The organism is Serratia sp. (in: enterobacteria), assembly GCF_051654945.1.
GTDB lineage: Bacteria > Pseudomonadota > Gammaproteobacteria > Enterobacterales > Enterobacteriaceae > Chania.
On record NZ_JBOFZA010000067.1, the window covers coordinates 85,105 to 107,123 of the forward strand.

19 protein-coding genes and 2 tRNA genes are annotated in these 22,019 nt (G+C 54.3%); 17 read left to right on the forward strand and 4 right to left on the reverse strand.

Features of this window, described 5'->3' with window-relative positions:
* Window positions 1-14 precede the first annotated feature (14 nt).
* On the forward strand, window positions 15-1,187 hold the full coding sequence (cgtA, locus tag ACRDCA_RS09440) for an Obg family GTPase CgtA (RefSeq protein ID WP_438689283.1): 1,173 nt from the start codon (window positions 15-17) through the stop codon (window positions 1,185-1,187).
* 111 nt (window positions 1,188-1,298) lie between these two features.
* On the opposite strand, the gene pmrB is transcribed toward cgtA, so the two are convergent.
* Genes pmrB through dacB form a run of 3 tightly spaced genes read right to left on the reverse strand, consistent with a single transcriptional unit; the run spans window position 1,299 to window position 4,467 of the window.
* On the reverse strand, window positions 1,299-2,363 hold the full coding sequence (pmrB, locus tag ACRDCA_RS09445) for a two-component system sensor histidine kinase PmrB (RefSeq protein WP_438689284.1): 1,065 nt from the start codon (window positions 2,361-2,363) through the stop codon (window positions 1,299-1,301).
* Window positions 2,360-3,022, reverse strand: coding sequence for a two-component system response regulator PmrA (pmrA, locus tag ACRDCA_RS09450; RefSeq protein WP_438689285.1), 663 nt, complete (start codon window positions 3,020-3,022; stop codon window positions 2,360-2,362). Before pmrA ends, pmrB begins: the two co-directional genes overlap by 4 nt.
* Before the next feature lie 11 nt (window positions 3,023-3,033).
* Window positions 3,034-4,467 carry a serine-type D-Ala-D-Ala carboxypeptidase gene (gene dacB / locus ACRDCA_RS09455; RefSeq protein ID WP_438689286.1) on the reverse strand — a complete coding sequence of 478 codons (1,434 nt, stop codon included), beginning with the start codon at window positions 4,465-4,467 and terminating at the stop codon, window positions 3,034-3,036.
* Between the two features lie 304 nt (window positions 4,468-4,771).
* Between dacB and greA the strand changes: the two genes are divergently transcribed.
* Complete coding sequence (greA, locus tag ACRDCA_RS09460; RefSeq protein WP_025122904.1) at window positions 4,772-5,248, forward strand: transcription elongation factor GreA; 477 nt, start codon at window positions 4,772-4,774, stop codon at window positions 5,246-5,248.
* A gap of 115 nt (window positions 5,249-5,363) precedes the next feature.
* On the opposite strand, the gene yhbY is transcribed toward greA, so the two are convergent.
* Window positions 5,364-5,657, reverse strand: coding sequence for a ribosome assembly RNA-binding protein YhbY (gene yhbY, locus ACRDCA_RS09465; RefSeq protein ID WP_025122903.1), 294 nt, complete (start codon window positions 5,655-5,657; stop codon window positions 5,364-5,366).
* A gap of 143 nt (window positions 5,658-5,800) precedes the next feature.
* Between yhbY and rlmE the strand changes: the two genes are divergently transcribed.
* The 15 genes from rlmE (at window position 5,801) to nlpI (ending at window position 21,906) form a co-directional block, all read left to right on the forward strand.
* Window positions 5,801-6,430: a 23S rRNA (uridine(2552)-2'-O)-methyltransferase RlmE gene (rlmE, locus tag ACRDCA_RS09470; protein WP_025122902.1), complete on the forward strand. Its 630-nt coding sequence runs from the start codon at window positions 5,801-5,803 to the stop codon at window positions 6,428-6,430.
* 56 nt (window positions 6,431-6,486) lie between these two features.
* Window positions 6,487-8,418 (forward strand): ATP-dependent zinc metalloprotease FtsH, encoded by a 1,932-nt coding sequence (ftsH, locus tag ACRDCA_RS09475; protein WP_438689287.1) that lies wholly within the window; start codon window positions 6,487-6,489, stop codon window positions 8,416-8,418.
* A 149-nt stretch (window positions 8,419-8,567) separates the two neighbouring features.
* Window positions 8,568-9,401 carry a dihydropteroate synthase gene (gene folP / locus ACRDCA_RS09480; protein ID WP_438689288.1) on the forward strand — a complete coding sequence of 278 codons (834 nt, stop codon included), beginning with the start codon at window positions 8,568-8,570 and terminating at the stop codon, window positions 9,399-9,401.
* Window positions 9,402-9,408: 7 nt separating this feature from the next.
* Window positions 9,409-10,746 carry a phosphoglucosamine mutase gene (gene glmM / locus ACRDCA_RS09485; protein ID WP_438689289.1) on the forward strand — a complete coding sequence of 446 codons (1,338 nt, stop codon included), beginning with the start codon at window positions 9,409-9,411 and terminating at the stop codon, window positions 10,744-10,746.
* 439 nt (window positions 10,747-11,185) lie between these two features.
* Window positions 11,186-11,521 carry a preprotein translocase subunit SecG gene (gene secG, locus ACRDCA_RS09490; protein WP_024483369.1) on the forward strand — a complete coding sequence of 112 codons (336 nt, stop codon included), beginning with the start codon at window positions 11,186-11,188 and terminating at the stop codon, window positions 11,519-11,521.
* Window positions 11,522-11,589: 68 nt separating this feature from the next.
* Window positions 11,590-11,676: transfer RNA gene (locus ACRDCA_RS09495), tRNA-Leu, on the forward strand.
* A 60-nt stretch (window positions 11,677-11,736) separates the two neighbouring features.
* A tRNA-Met gene (locus ACRDCA_RS09500) sits at window positions 11,737-11,813 on the forward strand.
* Window positions 11,814-12,030: 217 nt separating this feature from the next.
* Window positions 12,031-12,483, forward strand: a complete 453-nt coding sequence (rimP, locus tag ACRDCA_RS09505) for a ribosome maturation factor RimP (RefSeq protein ID WP_431224027.1) — start codon at window positions 12,031-12,033, stop codon at window positions 12,481-12,483.
* A gap of 21 nt (window positions 12,484-12,504) precedes the next feature.
* On the forward strand, window positions 12,505-14,013 hold the full coding sequence (gene nusA, locus ACRDCA_RS09510) for a transcription termination factor NusA (protein ID WP_024483371.1): 1,509 nt from the start codon (window positions 12,505-12,507) through the stop codon (window positions 14,011-14,013).
* Window positions 14,014-14,036: 23 nt separating this feature from the next.
* Window positions 14,037-16,724, forward strand: a complete 2,688-nt coding sequence (gene infB, locus ACRDCA_RS09515; protein WP_025122896.1) for a translation initiation factor IF-2 — start codon at window positions 14,037-14,039, stop codon at window positions 16,722-16,724.
* 69 nt (window positions 16,725-16,793) lie between these two features.
* On the forward strand, window positions 16,794-17,204 hold the full coding sequence (gene rbfA / locus ACRDCA_RS09520; RefSeq protein ID WP_025122895.1) for a 30S ribosome-binding factor RbfA: 411 nt from the start codon (window positions 16,794-16,796) through the stop codon (window positions 17,202-17,204).
* The gene (truB, locus tag ACRDCA_RS09525) at window positions 17,204-18,148 is read left to right on the forward strand and encodes a tRNA pseudouridine(55) synthase TruB (RefSeq protein ID WP_438689290.1); all 945 of its coding nucleotides are present in this window, start codon (window positions 17,204-17,206) and stop codon (window positions 18,146-18,148) included. Before rbfA ends, truB begins: the two co-directional genes overlap by 1 nt.
* Window positions 18,149-18,263: 115 nt before the next feature.
* Window positions 18,264-18,533: a 30S ribosomal protein S15 gene (rpsO, locus tag ACRDCA_RS09530; RefSeq protein ID WP_010279698.1), complete on the forward strand. Its 270-nt coding sequence runs from the start codon at window positions 18,264-18,266 to the stop codon at window positions 18,531-18,533.
* Between the two features lie 240 nt (window positions 18,534-18,773).
* The gene (gene pnp, locus ACRDCA_RS09535; protein ID WP_438689291.1) at window positions 18,774-20,894 is read left to right on the forward strand and encodes a polyribonucleotide nucleotidyltransferase; all 2,121 of its coding nucleotides are present in this window, start codon (window positions 18,774-18,776) and stop codon (window positions 20,892-20,894) included.
* A gap of 127 nt (window positions 20,895-21,021) precedes the next feature.
* Entirely contained in the window at window positions 21,022-21,906 is an 885-nt protein-coding gene (nlpI, locus tag ACRDCA_RS09540; protein ID WP_021179056.1) for a lipoprotein NlpI, read from the forward strand.
* Window positions 21,907-22,019 lie beyond the last annotated feature (113 nt).

Genomic DNA, 22,019 nt, shown 5'->3' on the forward strand with positions numbered 1-22,019 from the left:
TACGGAGACGGTAAATGAAGTTTGTAGATGAAGCGACGATCCTGGTCGTGGCAGGTGATGGCGGTAATGGTTGCGTCAGCTTCCGCCGCGAAAAATACATCCCGAACGGTGGGCCAGATGGCGGCGACGGCGGTGACGGCGGTGACGTCTACCTGATCGCAGACGAAAACCTGAATACCCTGATCGATTACCGCTTTGTAAAATCCTTCCGTGCCGAACGTGGCCAGAATGGTCAAAGCCGTGATTGTACCGGTAAACGCGGTAAAGACGTCGAAATCAAAGTGCCGGTCGGTACTCGTGTGCAGGATCAGGGCACCGGTGAGATCCTGGGTGATATGACCCGTCATCAGCAGCGTCTGATGGTGGCGAAGGGCGGTTGGCACGGCCTGGGCAACACCCGTTTCAAATCCTCGGTAAACCGTGCTCCGCGCCAAAAAACGCTGGGTACCAAGGGCGAGATGCGCGATATCCAACTGGAGCTGTTGCTGCTGGCGGATGTGGGCATGCTGGGCCTGCCGAATGCCGGTAAGTCGACCTTCATTCGTGCGGTTTCTGCCGCCAAGCCAAAAGTGGCGGACTATCCGTTCACCACGCTGGTACCGAGCCTGGGCGTGGTGCGTATGGACCATGAACAAAGCTTCGTGGTGGCGGACATTCCTGGCCTGATCGAAGGGGCGCATGAAGGTGCTGGCCTGGGGATCCGTTTCCTGAAACACCTCGAGCGTTGCCGCGTGTTGCTGCACCTGGTGGATATCGCACCGATCGACGAATCCGATCCGGTAGAGAATGCCAAGGTCATCATCAACGAGCTCAACCAGTACAGCGAGAATCTGTCGCACAAGCCACGCTGGCTGGTGTTCAACAAAGTTGACCTGCTGGACGAGGAAGAGGCCGCCGAGCGCGCCAAGGCGATTGTAGAAGGCATGGGTTGGGAAGGTAAGTACTACATGATCTCCGCTGCGAACCGCGAAGGCGTTAACGCGCTGTGCTGGGACGTGATGAACTTCATCAATACTCAACCGAAAGCCATGGCGATCGAAGAAAGCGCCCCGGAAAAAGTCGAGTTCATGTGGGACGATTACCACCGTGAGCAAATCGCTGAAGTGGAAGCCGAAGCGGACGACGATTGGGATGATGACTGGGATGAAGATGACGACGAAGGCGTCGAAATCGTCTACCAGAAGTAATTCTGCGGCATGACCATCAAGGGCTCAGTTAACAACTGGGCCCTTGTTGTTGATTGAGACGGTTGAATTGAACACCTGTGTCTCTGGTTACGTAGAGGCGCGGCACCCGGGCTATTGATCCAAAATAGTATCGGGTAACCAGCATTGCGCATTCAGGCCGCTGGCATCGTTGCGGTTTTCCAGCCGCAGAGAGCCGCGGTGCAGTTGCACTATACGGATCACGATATTCAATCCCAGCCCGCTGCCGCCGTAGCGCTGATCCATCCGGCGAAATGCCTGGGTCAACTCTCCCGCCAGCTCTGGTTTGATGCCCGGTCCCTCATCGAGCACCTGCAATAGATGCCCATTATTTTCGGCGCTGAGCTGAATATAAATAGCGCTATTTTCAGGCCCATAACGATGTGCATTCTCCACCAGATTACGCAACATCAGGCGCAGTAATACTGGATCGCCATGGGTTGGGGCACTGGCCGGCAGTTGCCAGATAATCTTTTGCCCACGCAGGGCAGACAACTCTTCCAACTCTTCCCGCAATGGCTCGAGCACGTTGCTCACCCAGTCAAACTGCTGGTAATGGCCGCTGGCGAAGTCCTGCCCGGCACGTGACAGCATCAGCAATTGCTCAACTACGTGCATCAGTTGGTCAATGCGGGCGATCAGCAGTTTACTGCCCTGAACCCCCTGTTGTTCCATCAACTCCAGATGCAGGCGGATCCCCGCCAACGGCGTGCGTAGCTCATGGGCTGCATCGGCAGTAAACAGGCGTTCCTGCTGGATGGTATGGTCAAGGCGTGACAAGAGCTGATTCAATGCCTTGGTGACCGCCACCATCTCCAGACTGTCGTTGGGGACCGGCAAAGGCGTGAGATTATCTGCCGAGCGCTTTTCCAGTTTTTTCTGTAGTTGATTAAGCGGGCGGATAATCCAGCTGATTGCCCAGAAAGAGGCCAGCAACGTCACCACCATCATAATCAGCGAAGGGGCAAGCAGAGAGGCGATCGCTTCGGCAATTTCGGTATCGACCCGCTCGTTACGGACCTTGGCCGACAGGGTCTCATCCACCAGGAAACGGATCTGCTCCTGGCTTTCGTGCCATAGCCAAAATGCGCTGATAAGCTGGGTGACCAGCAGGATCAGCGCCAACATCAGCAATAAGCGACGGCGCATGCTGATCAAGATGCGGACTCCAGACGGTAGCCGATGCCACGGATGGTACGGATGCGATCTTTGCCCAGTTTACGGCGCAGATTGTGCATATGGACTTCCAGGGTGTTTGATCCCAGATCGTCGTTCCAGGTATAGAGATCCTGTTGCAACAGCTCACGGTTGACGGTTTGCCCGGCCCGCATCATCAGACGCGACAAAATGGCAAACTCTTTCGGCGTGACGTCTATTGCCTGCTGTTGCAGATACACCTGCTGGCTGGACAGGTTGAGCGTCAGGTCGTCCTGTTGCAGCAGGTTGTCGCTGTGGCCCTGATAGCGGCGGATCAATGCCCGCACCCGGGCTTGCAGCTCAATCAGCGCAAAGGGTTTGACCAGATAGTCATCGGCACCGGCGTCCAGGCCGTCGACACGGTCTTGCAACGCATCGCGAGCGGTGAGGATCAACACCGGTATGCTGATATGTTGACGACGCCACTGCCGCAGCAGGCTGGCACCGTCAAGATCGGGCAAACCAAGGTCGAGGATCACCATGCTGTACTGACTGGTGACGATCAGACTATTGGCCTGTGCAGCGTTGGCCGCACAATCGCAGGCGTAGCCTTCGTTGGACATTGCCAATGCCACGCCTTGCTGCAACAGTTCATCGTCCTCAACAATCAGTAGCTTCATGTCCTTGGGCCTTAATTGTTCTGATAGATATCCCGATACAACCGGCTTTCGAAACGCACCAACGGCACGCGGCGCTGTTTCTGATCTTCTGGTGGTACCGCGTAACCCGACAGATATTGGACAAAGGCAAGGCGTTGACCGCTGGCGGTGGTGATAAAACCAGCCAGGTTATAGACGCCCTGCAACGCACCGGTTTTGGCGGAAACCTTACCGTCAACGCCGGCTTCGTGCAGCCCACCGCGATAGCGCAGCGTGCCATCATAGCCAGCCAACGGCAGCATCGAGATAAAGTTGAGCTCGCTGTCGTGCTGGGCAATGTATTGCAACGCCTGCATCATGGTTGCGGGTGTCAGCAGATTGTGGCGCGACAGGCCGGAGCCATCCACGACGATACTGTTACCCAGGTCGACCCCGGCCTTCTGGCGCAGGACCTGACGCACCGCATCTGCCCCGGCGCGCCAGGTGCCTGGTACGCCGAAGCGTTCGTGGCCGATGGTGCGAAAGACGGTGTCAGCAATCATGTTGTCCGACTTCTTCAGCATGATTTTCAGCAGGTCATGCAACGGCGCAGACTGCGTTTGGGCAATCACCGTTCCCGTCATGCCCGGCTGGGTTTGGCGTTTCAAATGGCCGCCAATCTGGATCCCGGACTTGACCAGCTCATCTTTCAGGATAGCGCCGGCATAGCTGGCTCCGTCCTGAATGGCAAACGCCAACGGCAGCGGTTCACTGCGCTGGGTCAGACAGCCGGTCAGGGTAAAGCGGTTCAATTCGCCCGGCACCACATCCAGTTCACAATATTGGGCATCCGGCGAGCCCTTCGCCAGCGTTCTTACCTGGCTGAACATATTCACCGGGTAAAATGACGCCACGCGAATAAACGCCATCTCACCGGGGTTCGGCGCGCTGTATAAGGAAACCGAGAAACAGTTGCGATCGACAATCGCCGCCGCCGGTGGGGCACTGAAACATTGGGTCATATCGTTCCAGGGCCAGCCGGGCGCTTTGTCATGGCTGGCAAATACCGAGGTATCGACCAGCACGTCGCCGCTGATTTCACGCACTCCCTGTTTTTTCAGTTCTGCCACCATGTTGCGCAGATTTTGTCGCTTAAAGGTGGGATCTCCGCTGAAGCGGGCGATAAGATTGCCACGCAACACGCCATCCGTGATGTTGCCCTGACTTTCCAGTGTCGTGGTGAAGCGATAATCCGGTCCGAGCTGCAATAAAGCCGCCAGCGCGGTAAGCACCTTCTGGGTGCTGGCCGGGAGTGCCATTTGCTGTGAGTGATAATCGATGATTGGCGTGGTTGCGCCAATCTTCTGAACTATCAGGGCCAGGTTCGCCCCATCAGGCAAATATTGTGTGTAATCTTCAACCGGGGCCGCGTGGGCATTAACAGCCAATGCGCAGGCCAATACACTGACAATTCGTGAAAAACGCATAATCTCGGGGTAACAGCTGGATAACGTGCTGTCATACTACGGTGCATCAAGGGTTAAAGTAAACGATGACCCTTAAGGAACTCTAGGCTAAAATGCGTATCAAAATGCAAAATCGACGCTGACTTGGAGCAAATCTCCGAGCTCGGTTTCTTTTGTTTATCGCCTGGAGACGGAAGGCGCAACGCCTGCCGTAATTTCATACGAACACGTCAGGATGACGGTGATGCCCTAAGGATGTCGAGCCGCAGTTGGCTTGCAACACCACGGGTATATTTGAACAGGATAGATTTAGAGGTATTTAACGATGAAACAGATCCCGATGACCTTGTACGGCGCAGAACAGCTGCGTGAAGAACTGGAATATTTGAAAGGTGTGCGTCGCCCGAAAATCATTGCCGACATTGCCACCGCACGCGAACACGGTGACCTGAAAGAAAACGCCGAGTACCATGCTGCCCGTGAACAGCAGGGTTTCTGTGAAGGGCGTATCCAGGAAATCGAGGCCAAGCTGTCCAATGCGCAGGTGATCGACATCACCAAAATGCCGCAGACTGGCCGCGTTATTTTTGGTGCTACCGTCTCGGTAATGAACCTTGATAGCGAAGATCAGGTGACTTACCGCATCGTGGGTGATGATGAAGCCGACTTTAAGAAGAATCTCATCTCTGTCAACTCACCGATGGCCCGTGGCCTGATTGGCAAAGAGCAGGATGATGTTGTTGTCATCAAAACCCCGGGTGGTGATGTAGAATACGAAATTCTGAAAGTGGAATATCTTTAATTTCGCCCGAGTTGGTTAAAAGTTCAGCAGGGTTTTGTAAAGAAAGGAAAAAGGCCGCAAGCGGCCTTTTATCTGAACGCGGCGCATGGCACCGTCTCAGCAAACAGATAACGGATTAGCGCGGCAAAGTGATCTTGCGCTCTTTCGACGGGCGGTAAAGAATAAGCGTACCGCCGATCACTTGCACATTGCAGGCACCCGTTTCACGCACAATAGCGTCGGCGATCAGGGTTTTGGTTTCGCGATCTTCGGCAGCAATTTTTACTTTGATCAGCTCGTGATGCTCCAGAGCCTGCTCAATTTCAGCCAGCACCCCTTCGGTGAGACCGTTATTACCCAGCATGACTACCGGTTTTAACGGATGTGCCAGGCCTTTCAGGTGTTGTTTTTGTTTATTATTCAGATTCATTGTCTTTTTTGCTTAAGTTGGGATTGAAAACGGTACATTCTACCGCCATCTCATGTGTATCACCAAATCGGTCTGCACCGAATTGAGTTTACGTGAGAAGCGAACCTGGCATGAGACTCTTTTTAGGATAGTTGGAATACTCGATGGCAAATAAAAAGCGTTCGGCCAGTTCCAGTCGCTGGCTACAAGAACACTTTAGCGATAAATATGTGCTCCAGGCGCAGAAAAAAGGGCTGCGCTCGCGCGCCTGGTTTAAACTTGATGAAATACAGCAAGGCGACAAACTGTTCAAGCCGGGTATGACGGTCGTTGATTTGGGGGCTGCACCGGGCGGCTGGTCGCAATATGTGGTAACCCAGATTGGTGGTAACGGGCGTATCATTGCCTGTGATATTTTACCGATGGATCCCATCGTTGGCGTCGATTTCCTTCAAGGCGATTTTCGTGATGAACTGGTCCTCAAAGCACTGTTGGAACGTGTAGGTGATAGTAAGGTTCAGGTAGTCATGTCTGACATGGCCCCGAATATGAGTGGCACTCCGGCGGTCGATATCCCAAAATCGATGTATCTGGTGGAATTAGCACTGGAAATGTGTCGTGATGTGCTGGCACCAGGCGGTAGTTTCCTGGTGAAGGTGTTCCAGGGAGATGGTTTTGACGAGTACCTACGGGAAATTCGCTCCCTGTTTACGAAGGTTAAGATTCGTAAGCCAGACGCTTCTCGCGCACGTTCGCGTGAAGTGTACATTGTAGCGACAGGGCGGAAACTGTAGTACCCTAACGCTGTTTGTTAACACAGTTGTAATATGAGGTTAATCCCTTGAGTGACATGGCGAAAAACCTAATTCTCTGGCTAGTCATCGCGGTCGTGTTGATGTCGGTATTCCAGAGCTTTGGGCCCAGCGAGTCTAATGGCCGTAGGGTAGATTACTCTACCTTCATGACCGAACTGACCCAAGATCAGATCCGTGAAGCGCGCATCAATGGGCGTGAAATCAACGTTGTCCGTAAAGACAGCAACAAGTACACCACTTACATCCCGGTCAACGATCCGAAGTTGCTGGATACGTTGTTAACCAAGAACGTTAAAGTTGTCGGTGAGCCGCCGGAAGAGCCAAGCCTGTTGGCTTCAATCTTCATTTCCTGGTTCCCGATGCTGTTGCTGATTGGCGTCTGGATCTTCTTTATGCGGCAGATGCAGGGCGGCGGCGGCAAGGGCGCGATGTCCTTCGGCAAGAGCAAGGCTCGTATGCTGACGGAAGACCAGATAAAAACCACTTTTGCCGACGTTGCAGGCTGTGACGAAGCAAAAGAAGAAGTGAGTGAACTGGTAGACTACCTGCGCGAACCGAGCCGTTTCCAGAAGCTGGGCGGCAAGATCCCGAAAGGCGTGCTGATGGTTGGCCCTCCGGGTACCGGTAAAACCCTGCTGGCGAAAGCGATTGCCGGCGAGGCCAAAGTGCCGTTCTTCACCATTTCCGGTTCTGACTTCGTTGAAATGTTTGTCGGTGTGGGTGCATCCCGTGTCCGTGACATGTTCGAGCAGGCCAAGAAAGCGGCACCGTGCATCATCTTTATCGATGAAATCGACGCCGTGGGCCGTCAGCGTGGCGCAGGTCTGGGCGGTGGTCACGATGAACGTGAGCAAACGCTCAACCAGATGCTGGTTGAGATGGACGGTTTTGAAGGCAACGAAGGCATTATCGTCATCGCGGCAACCAACCGTCCTGACGTGCTGGACCCGGCGCTGCTGCGTCCAGGCCGTTTTGACCGTCAGGTGGTCGTTGGCCTGCCAGACGTACGTGGCCGTGAGCAAATCCTGAAGGTGCACTCACGTCGCGTTCCGTTGGCGCCAGATGTTGATGCATCTGTGCTGGCTCGTGGTACCCCGGGCTTCTCCGGTGCGGACCTGGCCAACCTGGTCAACGAAGCTGCACTGTTTGCGGCACGTGGCAACAAGCGTGTGGTGTCGATGGTGGAGTTCGAAAAAGCCAAAGACAAGATCATGATGGGTGCGGAACGTCGCTCCATGGTGATGACGGAAGCCCAGAAAGAATCGACCGCCTATCACGAAGCGGGCCACGCCATCATCGGCCGCCTGGTTCCTGAGCATGACCCGGTGCATAAAGTCACGATCATTCCTCGTGGCCGTGCGCTCGGCGTGACCTTCTTCCTGCCGGAAGGGGATGCGATCAGCGCCAGCCGTCAGAAGCTGGAAAGCCAAATCTCCACCCTGTACGGTGGCCGTCTGGCAGAAGAAATTATTTACGGGCCGGAAAAAGTGTCTACCGGTGCATCGAACGACATTAAAGTCGCGACTTCGATCGCCCGCAACATGGTGACCCAATGGGGCTTCTCTGAGAAGCTGGGGCCATTGCTGTATGCGGAAGAAGAGGGCGAAGTGTTCCTGGGCCGCTCTGTGGCCAAGGCGAAACACATGTCGGACGAAACCGCACGTATCATCGACCAGGAAGTCAAATCCCTGATTGAGCGCAACTATGTGCGTGCACGTGCGTTGCTGATGGAAAACATGGACATCCTGCATTCGATGAAAGATGCACTGATGAAATATGAAACCATCGATGCACCACAGATCGACGATCTGATGAACCGTAAAGACGTGCGTCCGCCAGCAGGTTGGGACGACGTGGCAAAAAGCAACAATTCCGACAACGGTGGCAAACCACAAGCCCCAACGCCGGTAGATGAGCCGCGTACGCCAAACCCAGGCAACACCATGTCTGAACAGCTCGACAAATAACATCGGCTGTAGCGTAAAATAAAACCCCGGCCAGCCGGGGTTTTTTATTGCTGGCCGCAAATGGCTGCCTCTCCCTGGGTGAGAGGGGCGGGGGTGAGGCATCCTTACTCCAGAGAACCGATTAGTATCAACTCCAAGGTAGATTAATCATGCAGTTAACCGTGCGCGACCAAATCCTCGATCTCAACCATCCGCGGGTGATGGGGATCCTCAACGTTACCCCGGATTCTTTCTCAGACGGCGGGCGGCATAACTCGCTGAATGATGCCCTGCTGCATGCGCATGCGCTGATTTCAGCGGGCGCGACAATGATCGACGTGGGGGGCGAATCTACGCGTCCGGGGGCTGCTGAGGTCAGTGAAGAGGAAGAAATCGAGCGCGTGGTGCCGGTAGTCGAAGCTTTGGCGCAGCGGTTTGAAATCTTTATCTCGGTGGATACTTCCAAAGCGGGTGTGATCCGTGAATCTGCCAAAGTCGGTGCGCATCTGATCAACGACGTTCGCTCGTTGCAAGAGCCTGGCGCGCTACAGGCAGCCGCGGAAAGCGGGCTGCCGGTCTGCCTGATGCATATGCAAGGCGAGCCGCGTACCATGCAACAAGCGCCGGTTTACGACGACCTGATGGCGGACGTGAATGCGTTTTTCCAGCAGCATATCGACCGCTGTATTGCAGGCGGTATAGCAAAACAGAAATTGTTACTCGACCCAGGCTTCGGTTTCGGTAAGAATTTAGCGCATAATTATCAGCTTCTGGCCCGATTGGCGGAATTCCATCATTTTGGCTTGCCACTGTTGGTGGGGATGTCGCGTAAGTCGATGATTGGGCAGCTATTGAATGTCCCACCCGAACAGCGGGTTATCGGCAGCGTTGCCTGTGCGGTGATTGCCGCGATGCAGGGGGCGCAGATAGTCAGAGTGCATGATGTCAAAGAAACCGTCGAGGCGATGCGTGTCGTCGAGGCAACACTTTCAGCTAAGGGATAGTAGAGACATGAGCGAACGCAAATACTTTGGTACCGACGGCATTCGTGGCAAGGTGGGTGACAGCCCGATAACCCCAGAGTTCGTCCTCAAGCTGGGTTGGGCTGCTGGCAAGGTATTGGCGCGCCATGGCTCCCGCAAAATCATTATCGGCAAAGATACCCGTATCTCTGGCTACATGCTGGAGTCGGCGTTGGAAGCCGGGCTGGCAGCAGCGGGGCTTTCCGCTTCGTTCACCGGCCCGATGCCTACCCCGGCGGTGGCATACCTGACCCGAACTTTCCGCGCGGAAGCCGGGATCGTGATTTCCGCCTCACATAACCCGTTCTACGATAATGGCATCAAGTTCTTCTCCATCGACGGCGCCAAACTGCCAGACGATGTGGAAGAGGCCATCGAAGCGGAAATGGAAAAGCCACTGACCTGTGTCGAATCTTCCGAGCTGGGCAAAGCCAGCCGCATTGTCGATGCTGCCGGTCGCTATATCGAATTCTGTAAGGGGACTTTCCCAAGCGAACTGAGCCTGAATGGGCTGAAGATCGTGGTGGACTGTGCCAACGGTGCTACCTACCACATCGCCCCAAGCGTATTGCGTGAGCTGGGTGCCACGGTGATTGCCATCGGCTGTGAGCCGGATGGTATGAACATCAACGAAGAGTGTGGTGCTACCGACGTGCGTCAGCTACAGGCTCGCGTATTGGAAGAACAGGCTCACGTCGGCTTGGCCTTTGATGGTGATGGTGACCGCGTGATGATGGTGGATCACCTGGGCAACAAGGTCGATGGCGATCAGATCCTCTATATCATCGCTCGTGAAGGCCTGCGTCAGGGGCAACTGCGCGGCGGTGCTGTGGGTACCCTGATGAGCAATATGGGCCTGGAGCTGGCACTGAAGCAACTGGGCATCCCGTTTGCCCGTGCCAAAGTGGGTGACCGCTACGTACTGGAGAAACTGCAAGAGCTGGGCTGGCGCATTGGGGCGGAAAACTCCGGCCACGTGATCCTGCTGGACAAAACCACCACCGGGGACGGCATCGTTGCTGGCCTGCAAGTGTTGACGGCGATCGTGCGTAATAACATGAGCCTGCACGATCTGTGCAGTGGCATGAAGTTACTGCCGCAGATCCTGGTCAACGTGCGCTTTGTAGGTGAACATAACCCGCTGGAATCGGAAGCGGTGTTGAAGGTCGCTGAGCAGGTCGAAGCCGAGTTGGCCGGCCGTGGCCGTGTGCTGCTGCGCAAGTCAGGCACCGAACCGCTGATCCGCGTGATGGTGGAAGGCGAAGACGAACAGCAGGTTATCGCTCTGGCGCACCGCATCGCCGATGCTGTCAAGCTGGCAGGCTGATAAGCTGATAAACAGACGCCCTCACCCTAACCCTCTCCCCCAGGAGAGGGGACCGATTGAGTGTGTTTGAAATTATAGAGATTCCCTTGGGTGAGAAAGCGATCGAGTTTGCTGAGATTGTAGTGACTCACCTTGGCTCAAGTGACGCTCAAGTTTTGCTGAGATTATCTTCTTTCTCCCAACAGGGCAGGCACTTTTAGCTCCCTCTCCCTATGGGAGAGGGTTGGGGGGAGGGGCCGATCACCCCTGTTTTTGCTGTTTTTTTCTGCAAACGCATCGGTGGTTGCAAATTGCCCTTGCGCCTATTGGCGGCTTTGGTTAGTATTCACACCCGCTTCAGTGGGCTGTTTTAATGACACGCCACGACTTCTTAGTTTGGAAGCATCTGGGGTGAGAAGCATTTGGCACGCGGTGAACCCGCAAGGATACAGGTACCACTATGTACGAAGCTCTTCTGGTAATTTTCTTGCTGATATCGATCGGGCTGGTTGCGCTGATCATGCTACAGCAAGGTAAAGGCGCTGATATGGGAGCCTCATTCGGAGCAGGTGCTTCTGGCACATTCTTCGGATCGACCGGTTCAGGCAACTTTATGACCCGCATGACGGCTGTGCTGGCGACGCTGTTCTTCGTCATCAGTCTGATCCTGGGCAACCTGAGCACCAATCAGGGCAAGAAAGGCAGCGAGTGGGAAAACCTGGGTCAGCCAGCGCAAACTGAGCAGACCAGCACTCCGGCGGCACCAGCCAAACCGGTCAGTGATATCCCGCAGTAAGCCGTAAAAAGTTTGAAATCGGTTGTTTTCGACCTCAATAGAAACAGCCGATAGCAGTAAGAATCAGTACCGAGGTGGTGGAATTGGTAGACACGCTACCTTGAGGTGGTAGTGCCCTAACGGGCTTGTGGGTTCGAGTCCCATCCTCGGTACCAAATCCCAGAGATAACTTGCGTTTTTGCAATTATCGGCGTAATATTTGCCACGTTTTCGGACGCGGGGTGGAGCAGCCTGGTAGCTCGTCGGGCTCATAACCCGAAGGTCGTCGGTTCAAATCCGGCCCCCGCAACCACTTTCCTTTAAGTGTTTATTTTCAAATACACTTTTCGATTGAATTCCGCTTTTCTCGATCAACATTTGAAAATGACACTTGCTAGAAAGTTGCACCGAAGCCGCTTTGCGGCAAACAGGGTCCAGTTGCATAAAGCCCCGAATTTTCGGGGTTTTTTGTTATTTGGCAACAGAATCACTGGGCTATTAGGCCCTTTTTTTATGTCTTGGGGGTGGGCTTGTCCACATTAGAGCAAAAATTAACAGAGATGCTTTCCGCACCGGTAGAGGCGTTGGGCTTTGAGCTCGTAGGCATCGAATTTATTCGGGCACGTCAATCGACACTACGCATCTATATTGATAGTGAGAACGGAATCAATGTTGATGATTGTGCTGATGTCAGCCACCAGGTCAGCGCTGTGATGGACGTCGAAGATCCTATTACGGTTGCTTACAACCTGGAAGTCTCCTCTCCTGGACTTGATCGTCCTATGTTCACCGCAGAACACTATCAGCGTTTTATCGGTGAAGAAGTCAGCGTTGTTCTGCGTATGGCGATACAAAACCGCCGCAAATGGCAGGGCATCATCAAGTCTGTAGAAGGCGAGATGATCACGGTTACTGTGGAAGGGAAAGATGAAGTGTTCGCGCTGAGCAATATTCAGAAAGCGAACCTGGTACCCCACTTTTAAAGTTTGGATGAGGCAACTAGGATGAACAAAGAGATTCTGGCTGTTGTTGAAGCAGTTTCCAATGAAAAATCCCTACCACGTGAGAAGATTTTCGAAGCCCTGGAAACCGCTTTAGCCACTGCCACCAAGAAAAAATATGAGCAGGAAATCGAAGTCCGTGTCAGCATTGACCGCAAGACTGGCGATTTCGATACCTTCCGCCGTTGGGTTGCCGTTGATGAAGTGACCCAGCCAACGCGTGAAATCACGCTGGAAGCTGCCCAGTACGAAGACCCGTCCATGGAACTGGGCGGTTATATCGAAGATCAGATCGAATCTGTGACCTTCGACCGTATCACCACCCAGACCGCCAAGCAGGTTATCGTACAGAAAGTACGTGAAGCCGAGCGTGCGATGGTGGTGGATGCCTTCCGTCAACACGAAGGTGAAATCGTCACCGGCGTGGTGAAAAAAGTTAACCGTGACAGCATTGCGCTGGATCTGGGTAGCAACGCCGAAGCGGTCATTGGCCGTGAAGACATGCTGCCGCGCGAAAACTTCCGCCCGGGTGACCGTATCCGCGGTGTACTGTACGCCGTACGTCCAGAAGCGCGCGGTGCGCAACTGTTCGTCAGCCGTTCCAGCCCGGATATGCTCAAAGAACTGTTCCGCATCGAAGTGCCGGAAATTGGCGAAGAAGTGATTGAGATTAAAGCGGCAGCCCGCGATCCAGGCTCCCGTGCAAAAATTGCCGTAAAAACCAACGACAAGCGTATCGACCCGGTCGGTGCTTGTGTCGGTATGCGCGGTGCCCGTGTCCAGGCCGTTTCGAGCGAGCTTGGCGGGGAACGTATTGATATCATCCTGTGGGATGATAACCCTGCACAGTTCGTCATCAACGCCATGGCCCCGGCAGATGTTGCCTCGATCGTAGTGGATGAAGACCGGTGCACGATGGACATCGCCGTTGAAGCCAGCAACCTGGCACAGGCGATCGGCCGTAATGGCCAAAACGTGCGTTTAGCTTCCCAACTGTTGAAACAGCATCGTGATGATGATCGCTGGGAACTGAACGTGATGACGGCGGACGATCTGCAGGCCAAGCATCAGGCCGAGGCTCATGCCGCCATTGATACCTTCACCAAGTATCTTGATATCGACGAAGATTTCGCCACCGTTCTGGTCGAAGAAGGCTTCTCTACGCTGGAAGAACTGGCCTACGTGCCAATCAAAGAGCTGCTGGAAATCGACGGTCTGGATGAAGATATGGTTGAAGCGTTGCGCGATCGCGCCAAAGCTGCATTGACCACGCTGGCCCTGGCACAGGAAGAAAGCCTGGGCGACCAAAAACCTGCTGATGATTTGCTCAACCTTCCGGGTCTTGAGCGCAGCATGGCCTTTAAACTGGCCGCGCGTGGGGTTTGTACGCTGGAAGATCTTGCCGAGCAGGGTGTTGACGATCTGGCTGATATTGAAGGGCTTAGCGATGAGCAAGCCGGCGAGCTGATTATGGCCGCACGTAATATCTGTTGGTTTGGCGACAACGCGTAATAACTGTAGCAGGAAGGAACAGCATGACGACAGATGTAACCGTAAAATCGCTGGCAGCAGAGATACAGACCCCGGTTGATCGCCTGGTACAGCAGTTTGCTGATGCAGGGATCAACAAGTCTGAAACCGACTCTGTGACACAGCACGAGAAAGAAACCTTACTGGCGCACCTGAACCGTGAACACGGTAGTGCGCCAGGCAAACTCACGTTGCAGCGCAAAACGCGCAGCACCTTGAACATACCGAGCACCGGCGGTAAGAGTAAATCGGTGCAAATTGAGGTCCGCAAGAAACGCACTTATGTAAATCGCGATCCGCAGGAAGCCCAACAGGCTGAAGCGGCTGAGCAGGCACAGCGTGAAGCGGAAGAGCAGGCAAGGCGCGAAGCGGAAGAGCTAGCGAAACGCGAAGCAGAAGCAAAGCGCGCAGCCGAAGAGCAAGCCAAACGTGAGGCCGCGGAGATTGCTAAGCGTAATTCAGCGGAAAAAGAAAAAGTGACCAATCAACATACCGACGAAATGACCAAGCCAGCTCAGGCAGAAAAAGCACGCCGTGAAGCTGAAGCCGCCGAACTGAAACGTAAAGCGGAAGAAGAAGTGCGCCGCAAGGTGGAAGAAGACGCCAAACGCGTAGCGGAAGAAGCGCGCCGTATGGCTGAAGAAAACGGTGAGAAGTGGGCCGAAGCCGAAGCAGCAAGCGCTGCGGTAGAAACTGCCGACTATCACGTGACCACCTCCGAACACGCCCGTGCTGCCGAAGACGAAAACGACGCCAAAGTTGAAGGCGAGCGCCGTAGCCGTACTCGCGGTGGCAAAGCGACCAAACAGAAGAAAGGCAACAAGCTCTCCGAGTCTAAAGCAGACCGCGAAGAAGCTCGTACCATGACTCGTGGCGGTAAAGGCAAACGTAAGCCAAGCACCCTGCAGCAGGGCTTTAACAAGCCAGCTCAGGTAGTGAACCGTGACGTCATCATCGGCGAAACCATCACCGTAGCCGAACTGGCTAACAAGATGGCGGTGAAAGGCTCTCAGGTCATCAAAGCGATGATGAAGCTGGGCGCAATGGCCACCATCAACCAGGTCATCGACCAGGAAACCGCACAGCTGGTTGCCGAAGAGATGGGCCACAAGGTTATCCTGCGTCGTGAGAACGAGCTGGAAGAAGCGCTGATGAGCGACCGTGACACCGGCGCAGCCGCCGAGTCTCGTGCGCCAGTCGTGACCATCATGGGTCACGTTGACCACGGTAAAACCTCTCTGCTCGACTACATCCGCTCCACCAAGGTGGCAGTAGGCGAAGCCGGTGGTATTACTCAGCACATCGGTGCTTACCACGTAGAAACCGAAAACGGCATGATCACCTTCCTGGATACCCCAGGACACGCAGCGTTTACTTCAATGCGTGCTCGTGGTGCTCAGGCGACCGACATCGTGGTTCTGGTGGTAGCAGCAGACGACGGCGTGATGCCGCAAACCATCGAAGCCATTCAGCATGCCCAGGCTGCTAAAGTGCCATTGGTGGTTGCGGTTAACAAAATTGACAAACCAGAAGCCGATCCAGACCGCGTCAAGCAAGAGCTGTCCCAGTATGGCGTTATGCCAGAAGAGTGGGGCGGTGAAGCGCAGTTCGTTCACGTATCAGCGAAAGCCGGTACCGGTATCGACGAACTGTTGAACGCTATCCTGCTGCAAGCCGAAGTTCTCGAACTGAAAGCGGTTCGCAGCGGCATGGCGAGCGGTGTGGTTATCGAATCCTTCCTGGATAAAGGCCGTGGCCCAGTGGCTACCGTCCTGGTTCAGGAAGGTACGCTCAACAAGGGCGATATCGTCCTGTGTGGCTTCGAATATGGCCGTGTGCGTGCGATGCGTGACGAACTGGGCCGTGAAGTGACCTCTGCAGGTCCTTCTATCCCGGTTGAGATCCTGGGCCTGTCCAGCGTTCCTGCTGCGGGTGATGAAGCGACCGTAGTCCGCGACGAGAAGAAAGCGCGTGAAGTTGCGCTGTACCGTCAAGGCAAGTTCCGCGAAGTCAAACTGGCTCGCCAGCAGAAATCCAAACTGGAGAACATGTTCGCGAACATGACCGAAGGTGAAGTTTCTGAACTGAACATCGTGCTGAAAACCGACGTACAGGGTACCTGTGAAGCGATCTCCGATTCACTGCAGAAACTCTCTACCGACGAAGTGAAGGTGAAGATTGTAGGTTCTGGCGTAGGTGGTATCACCGAAACCGACGCCACCCTGGCTGCGGCATCCAACGCCATCATCCTGGGCTTCAACGTCCGTGCAGATGCTTCTGCCCGCCGCGTGATTGAATCAGAAAGCCTGGATCTGCGTTACTACTCCGTCATCTATAACCTGATCGACGAAGTGAAGCAGGCGATGAGCGGTATGTTGGCGCCTGAGTACAAACAGCAGATCATTGGTCTGGCTGAAGTACGTGATGTGTTCAAATCACCTAAGTTCGGTGCAGTTGCCGGCTGTATGGTGACCGAAGGCAACATCAAGCGTCACAACCCAATCCGCGTGCTGCGTGACAACGTGGTTATCTACGAAGGCGAGCTGGAATCCCTGCGCCGCTTCAAAGATGACGTTAACGAAGTCCGTAACGGTATGGAATGTGGTATCGGCGTTAAGAACTACAACGACGTGCGCGTTGGCGACATGATCGAAGTGTTCGAAATCATCGAGATCCAGCGCACCATCGCTTAAGCCTCGAAAAACGCTTAAATTTGTTTTAGGGGGGCCTTGTGCCCCCCGATTTGTCTGGAGGATTTCCAAATGGCAAAAGAATTCAGCCGCGGTCAACGCGTGGCACAAGAAATGCAAAAAGAGATTGCGATCATCTTGCAGCGTGAAGTCAAAGATCCGCGTGTCGGCATGGCTACCGTTTCAGGTGTTGAAGTATCGCGCGATCTGGCCTACGCCAAGGTTTACGTGACCTTCCTGAACGTCCTGACCGAAAACCCCGATCCGGATCTGGTGCCTAACGGCATCAAGGCGTTGCAGGATGCTTCTGGCTATATCCGTACGCTGCTGGGTAAAGCGATGCGCCTGCGCGTCGTGCCGGAGCTGACCTTTGCCTACGACAACTCACTGGTTGAAGGCATGCGCATGTCCAACCTGGTGACCAACGTAGTGAAGAACGATGCCGAACGTCGCAATGCATCAGGCGATGAAGAGGAGGCTTAATGAGTCGCCCTCGCCGTCGCGGCCGTGATATCCACGGCGTACTGCTGCTGGACAAACCGCAGGGCCTGTCGTCCAACGACGCCCTGCAAAAAGTAAAGCGTATCTACAATGCCAACCGTGCGGGCCACACCGGCGCGCTCGATCCCCTGGCGACCGGTATGCTGCCAATCTGTCTGGGTGAAGCCACCAAGTTCTCCCAGTACCTGCTTGATTCCGACAAACGTTACCGCGTGATTGCCCGCTTGGGCCAGCGTACGGATACCTCGGATGCCGACGGTCAGATCGTGCAGGAGCGGCCGGTGAACTTCACCCAGGCGCAGCTCGATGCCGCGTTGGACACCTTCCGGGGTGATATCCAGCAGGTGCCTTCGATGTTTTCCGCACTGAAATACCAGGGCAAAAAGCTGTATGAATATGCTCGCCAGGGTATCGAAGTACCGCGTGAAGCACGTAGCATCACCGTGTATGAGTTGCAGTTTATCCGCTGGGAAGGGGATGAGCTTGAGCTGGAAATTCACTGCTCGAAAGGCACCTACATTCGTACTATCACGGATGACCTTGGTGAACTGTTGGGCTGTGGCGCACACGTGATTTATCTACGTCGTTTGCAGGTGGCGAAGTATCCGATCGCCCGCATGGTTACGCTGGAACAGCTGAATGCGTTATTGGAACAGGCACAGCAGCAGGCCATTGCACCAAGCGAGCTGCTCGATCCGTTGCTGATGCCAATGGACAGCCCGGCCGAAGACTTCCCTGAAGTGAATCTGCTGCCAGTGGTAGCGGGTTACGTCAAACAGGGGCAGCCGGTACAGGCCGCAGGGGCTCCGGCCTCAGGTCTGGTACGCATTACCGAAGGCGAAGAACGTAAATTTATCGGCATTGGCGAGATTGCCGATGATGGCCGAGTCGCGCCGCGCCGGCTGGTTGTCGAATATTTCGACTGACCTGCCCGCCTTGCGATCGCCCTGCGCTAAGAGTAGAATGGCGCAGCTTATGCATTGGGTTGCTGAATTAGAGATCGGCGCCTGTATTTATTATCTATAATTTTGGAGTATGACAATGTCTCTAAGTGTTGAAGCTAAAGCTAAAATCGTAGCTGACTTCGGTCGTGGTACTAACGACAGCGGTTCTACCGAAGTTCAGGTTGCCCTGTTGACTGCGCAGATCAACCATCTGCAAGGCCACTTCTCAGAGCACAAAAAAGATCACCACAGCCGTCGTGGTCTGCTGCGTATGGTTTCTCAGCGTCGTAAGCTGCTGGACTACCTGAAGCGTAAAGATGTAGCACGTTACACCAGCCTGATCGAGCGTCTGGGTCTGCGTCGCTAATCAAGCAAGTTTCAGCAGAAAGGGGCCAAATTTGGCCCCTTTCTTCTAGGAAGCATAAGCAAATCAGGTTAATGTATTACTGAGGATCTTCCGGTACAGAGGTTCGCGCGGCTAATGAGAGGCTTTATCTCAAGGGAGATAAGGATTGTCATTAGTCGCGAGGATGTAGTGAGAAGGTCAAAGAACCACTGGCGTGTCGAGTCGAAGAACGATTGCGCGCCACTAATTAAGGATTATATTTTGCTGACTCCGATTATTCGCAAATTCCAGTATGGCCAACACACCGTGACTCTCGAGACCGGTATGATGGCACGTCAAGCCACTGCCGCCGTAATGGTGAGCATGGATGACACCGCAGTATTCGTCACCGTGGTAGGCCAGAAGAAAGCCAAACCAGGCCAGAGCTTCTTCCCTCTGACCGTGAACTATCAGGAGCGTACCTACGCTGCTGGCCGTATCCCGGGTAGCTTCTTCCGTCGTGAAGGCCGTCCGAGCGAAGGCGAAACCCTGACTTCCCGTCTGATCGACCGTCCGATCCGCCCACTGTTCCCAGATAGCTTCCTGAACGAAGTGCAAGTGATCGCGACCGTGGTGTCCGTGAACCCACAGGTCAACCCAGACATCGTAGCGATGATTGGTGCCTCTGCTGCCCTGAGCCTGTCCGGTATTCCGTTCAATGGCCCAATCGGTTCTGCACGTGTAGGTTACATCAACAATCAATACGTTCTGAACCCAACTGTCGACGAACTGAAGCAAAGCAGCCTGGATCTGGTTGTTGCCGGTACCGCAGGCGCGGTATTGATGGTTGAATCCGAAGCGGACGTGCTGAGCGAAGATCAAATGCTGGGCGCGGTCGTCTTTGGCCATGACCAACAGCAAATCGTCATCGAAAACATCAACGCTCTGGTTGCTGAAGCTGGCAAACCGAAGTGGGATTGGCAGGCACCGGCAGTTAACGAAGCGCTGCATGCGCGCGTAGCCGAACTGGCCGAAAGCCGTTTGGGCGATGCTTACCACATCACCGAAAAACAAGAGCGTTATGCTCAGGTTGATGCGATCAAAGACAGCGTAGTCGAAGCTCTGCTGGCGCAAGACGAAACTCTGGACGCGTCTGAAATTCAGGACATCCTGGGCACCGTTGAGAAAAACGTGGTACGTAGCCGCGTACTGCGTGGCGAGCCGCGTATCGATGGCCGTGAAAAAGACATGATCCGTGGTCTGGACGTGCGCACTGGCGTTCTGCCACGTACCCACGGTTCCGCACTGTTCACCCGTGGTGAGACTCAGGCGCTGGTTACTGCCACCCTGGGTACTGCGCGTGACGCACAGAACATTGATGAGCTGATGGGCGAAAAAACCGACAGCTTCCTGTTCCACTACAACTTCCCTCCGTACTCTGTTGGTGAAACCGGCATGGTGGGTTCACCGAAGCGTCGTGAAATCGGTCATGGGCGCCTGGCAAAACGTGGCGTTTTAGCTATGATGCCTAAACCAGAAGATTTCCCGTACACCGTACGTGTGGTGTCTGAAATCACCGAATCCAACGGTTCTTCTTCAATGGCTTCCGTCTGTGGCGCTTCTCTGGCACTGATGGATGCAGGTGTGCCAATCAAGGCTGCCGTTGCGGGTATCGCGATGGGCCTGGTAAAAGAAGACGAAAACTTTGTGGTGCTGTCTGATATTCTGGGCGATGAAGATCACCTGGGCGACATGGACTTCAAAGTGGCCGGTAGCCGCGACGGTATCACCGCGCTGCAGATGGACATTAAAATTGAAGGTATCACCCGCGAAATCATGCAGGTGGCTCTGAACCAGGCCAAGGGTGCGCGTCTGCACATTCTGGGCGTCATGGAACAGGCTATCAGCACGCCACGTGGCGATATCTCTGAGTTCGCACCACGTATTCACACCATCAAGATCAATCCAGACAAGATCAAAGATGTGATCGGTAAAGGCGGCTCAGTCATCCGTGCGTTGACCGAAGAGACTGGCACCACGATCGAAATCGAAGATGACGGTACAGTGAAAATTGCTGCAACCGATGGCGATAAAGCGAAATTCGCTATCCGCCGCATCGAAGAAATCACTGCCGAGATCGAAGTTGGCCGTGTGTATCAGGGTAAAGTGACCCGTATCGTTGATTTTGGTGCCTTCGTGGCCATCGGCGGCGGCAAAGAAGGCCTGGTGCACATCTCTCAAATCGCTGACAAGCGCGTTGAGAAAGTGACCGACTATCTGCAGATGGGTCAGGAAGTACCGGTTAAGGTACTGGAAGTTGATCGCCAGGGCCGTGTGCGCCTGAGCATCAAAGAAGCTACAGCGCCAGAATCGGCTGCGGCTCCTGCACCAGAAGCAGAATAACTGTATCAACAGTTTTACAGCTCCCTGCCGTAGGGCAGGGGCTGTTCTTATCGCGTGGGTAGGATACTCGCGTATTAGCAAGCGGAGGACAGGACGTTCATCCAATGTTTGTCTTCGGGAGTGGGAAATGAAGCCTTTCTTGCGCTGGTGTTACGTTGCGACAGCACTATTGCTGGCAGGATGCAGCAACCATGATTGGCGTAAAGACGAAGTTCTGGCTATTCCTTTGCAGCCCACGCTGCAGCAGGAAGTGATCCTGGCGCGCATGGAACAAATACTTGCCAGCCGGGCATTAACGGATGATGAGCGCGCGCAGCTTTTATATGAGCGCGGTGTGCTGTATGATAGTCTTGGTTTGCGTGCGCTAGCGCGTAATGACTTTTCACAAGCGCTAGCGATACGTCCTGATATGCCAGAGGTTTTCAACTACCTGGGCATTTACTTAACGCAGGCAGGCAATTTTGATGCTGCCTATGAAGCGTTTGATTCTGTACTAGAGCTTGATCCAACTTACAATTACGCGCGTTTAAACCGGGGCATCGCACTGTATTATGGCGGCCGCTTCCCGTTGGCGCAGGATGATCTGCAGGCGTTTTATCAAGACGACCCAAACGATCCCTTCCGTTCGCTGTGGCTTTATCTGGTGGAAAGAGAAATCGATCCCAAGATGGCTACCGTATCGCTCCAGCAGCGTTACGACAAATCGGACAGAGGGCAATGGGGATGGAATATTGTCGAATTCTACCTGGGCAAGATCAGCGAAAAAACGCTGATGGAACGCCTCAAGGCAGATGCAACGGATAACACTTCGCTCGCTGAGCATCTCAGTGAAACTGACTTCTATTTAGGTAAGCACTACCTAAGTCTGGGGGACAAGGACACCGCTTCGGCGCTGTTCAAACTGACGGTGGCTAACAATGTTCATAACTTTGTTGAGCACCGCTATGCATTGTTGGAATTGGCGCTGTTGGGCCAAGAACAAGACGACCTATCGGAATCGGACCAGCAATAGCTGACGGACAACTATCAGCCTGATATACATTGGTTTTTTGACCAAAGTAATCGTCTTAACGGGCGAGGGCTTTTTTGTCTGTTTTATAATCTAATTTGAGCCGGTTCACACTT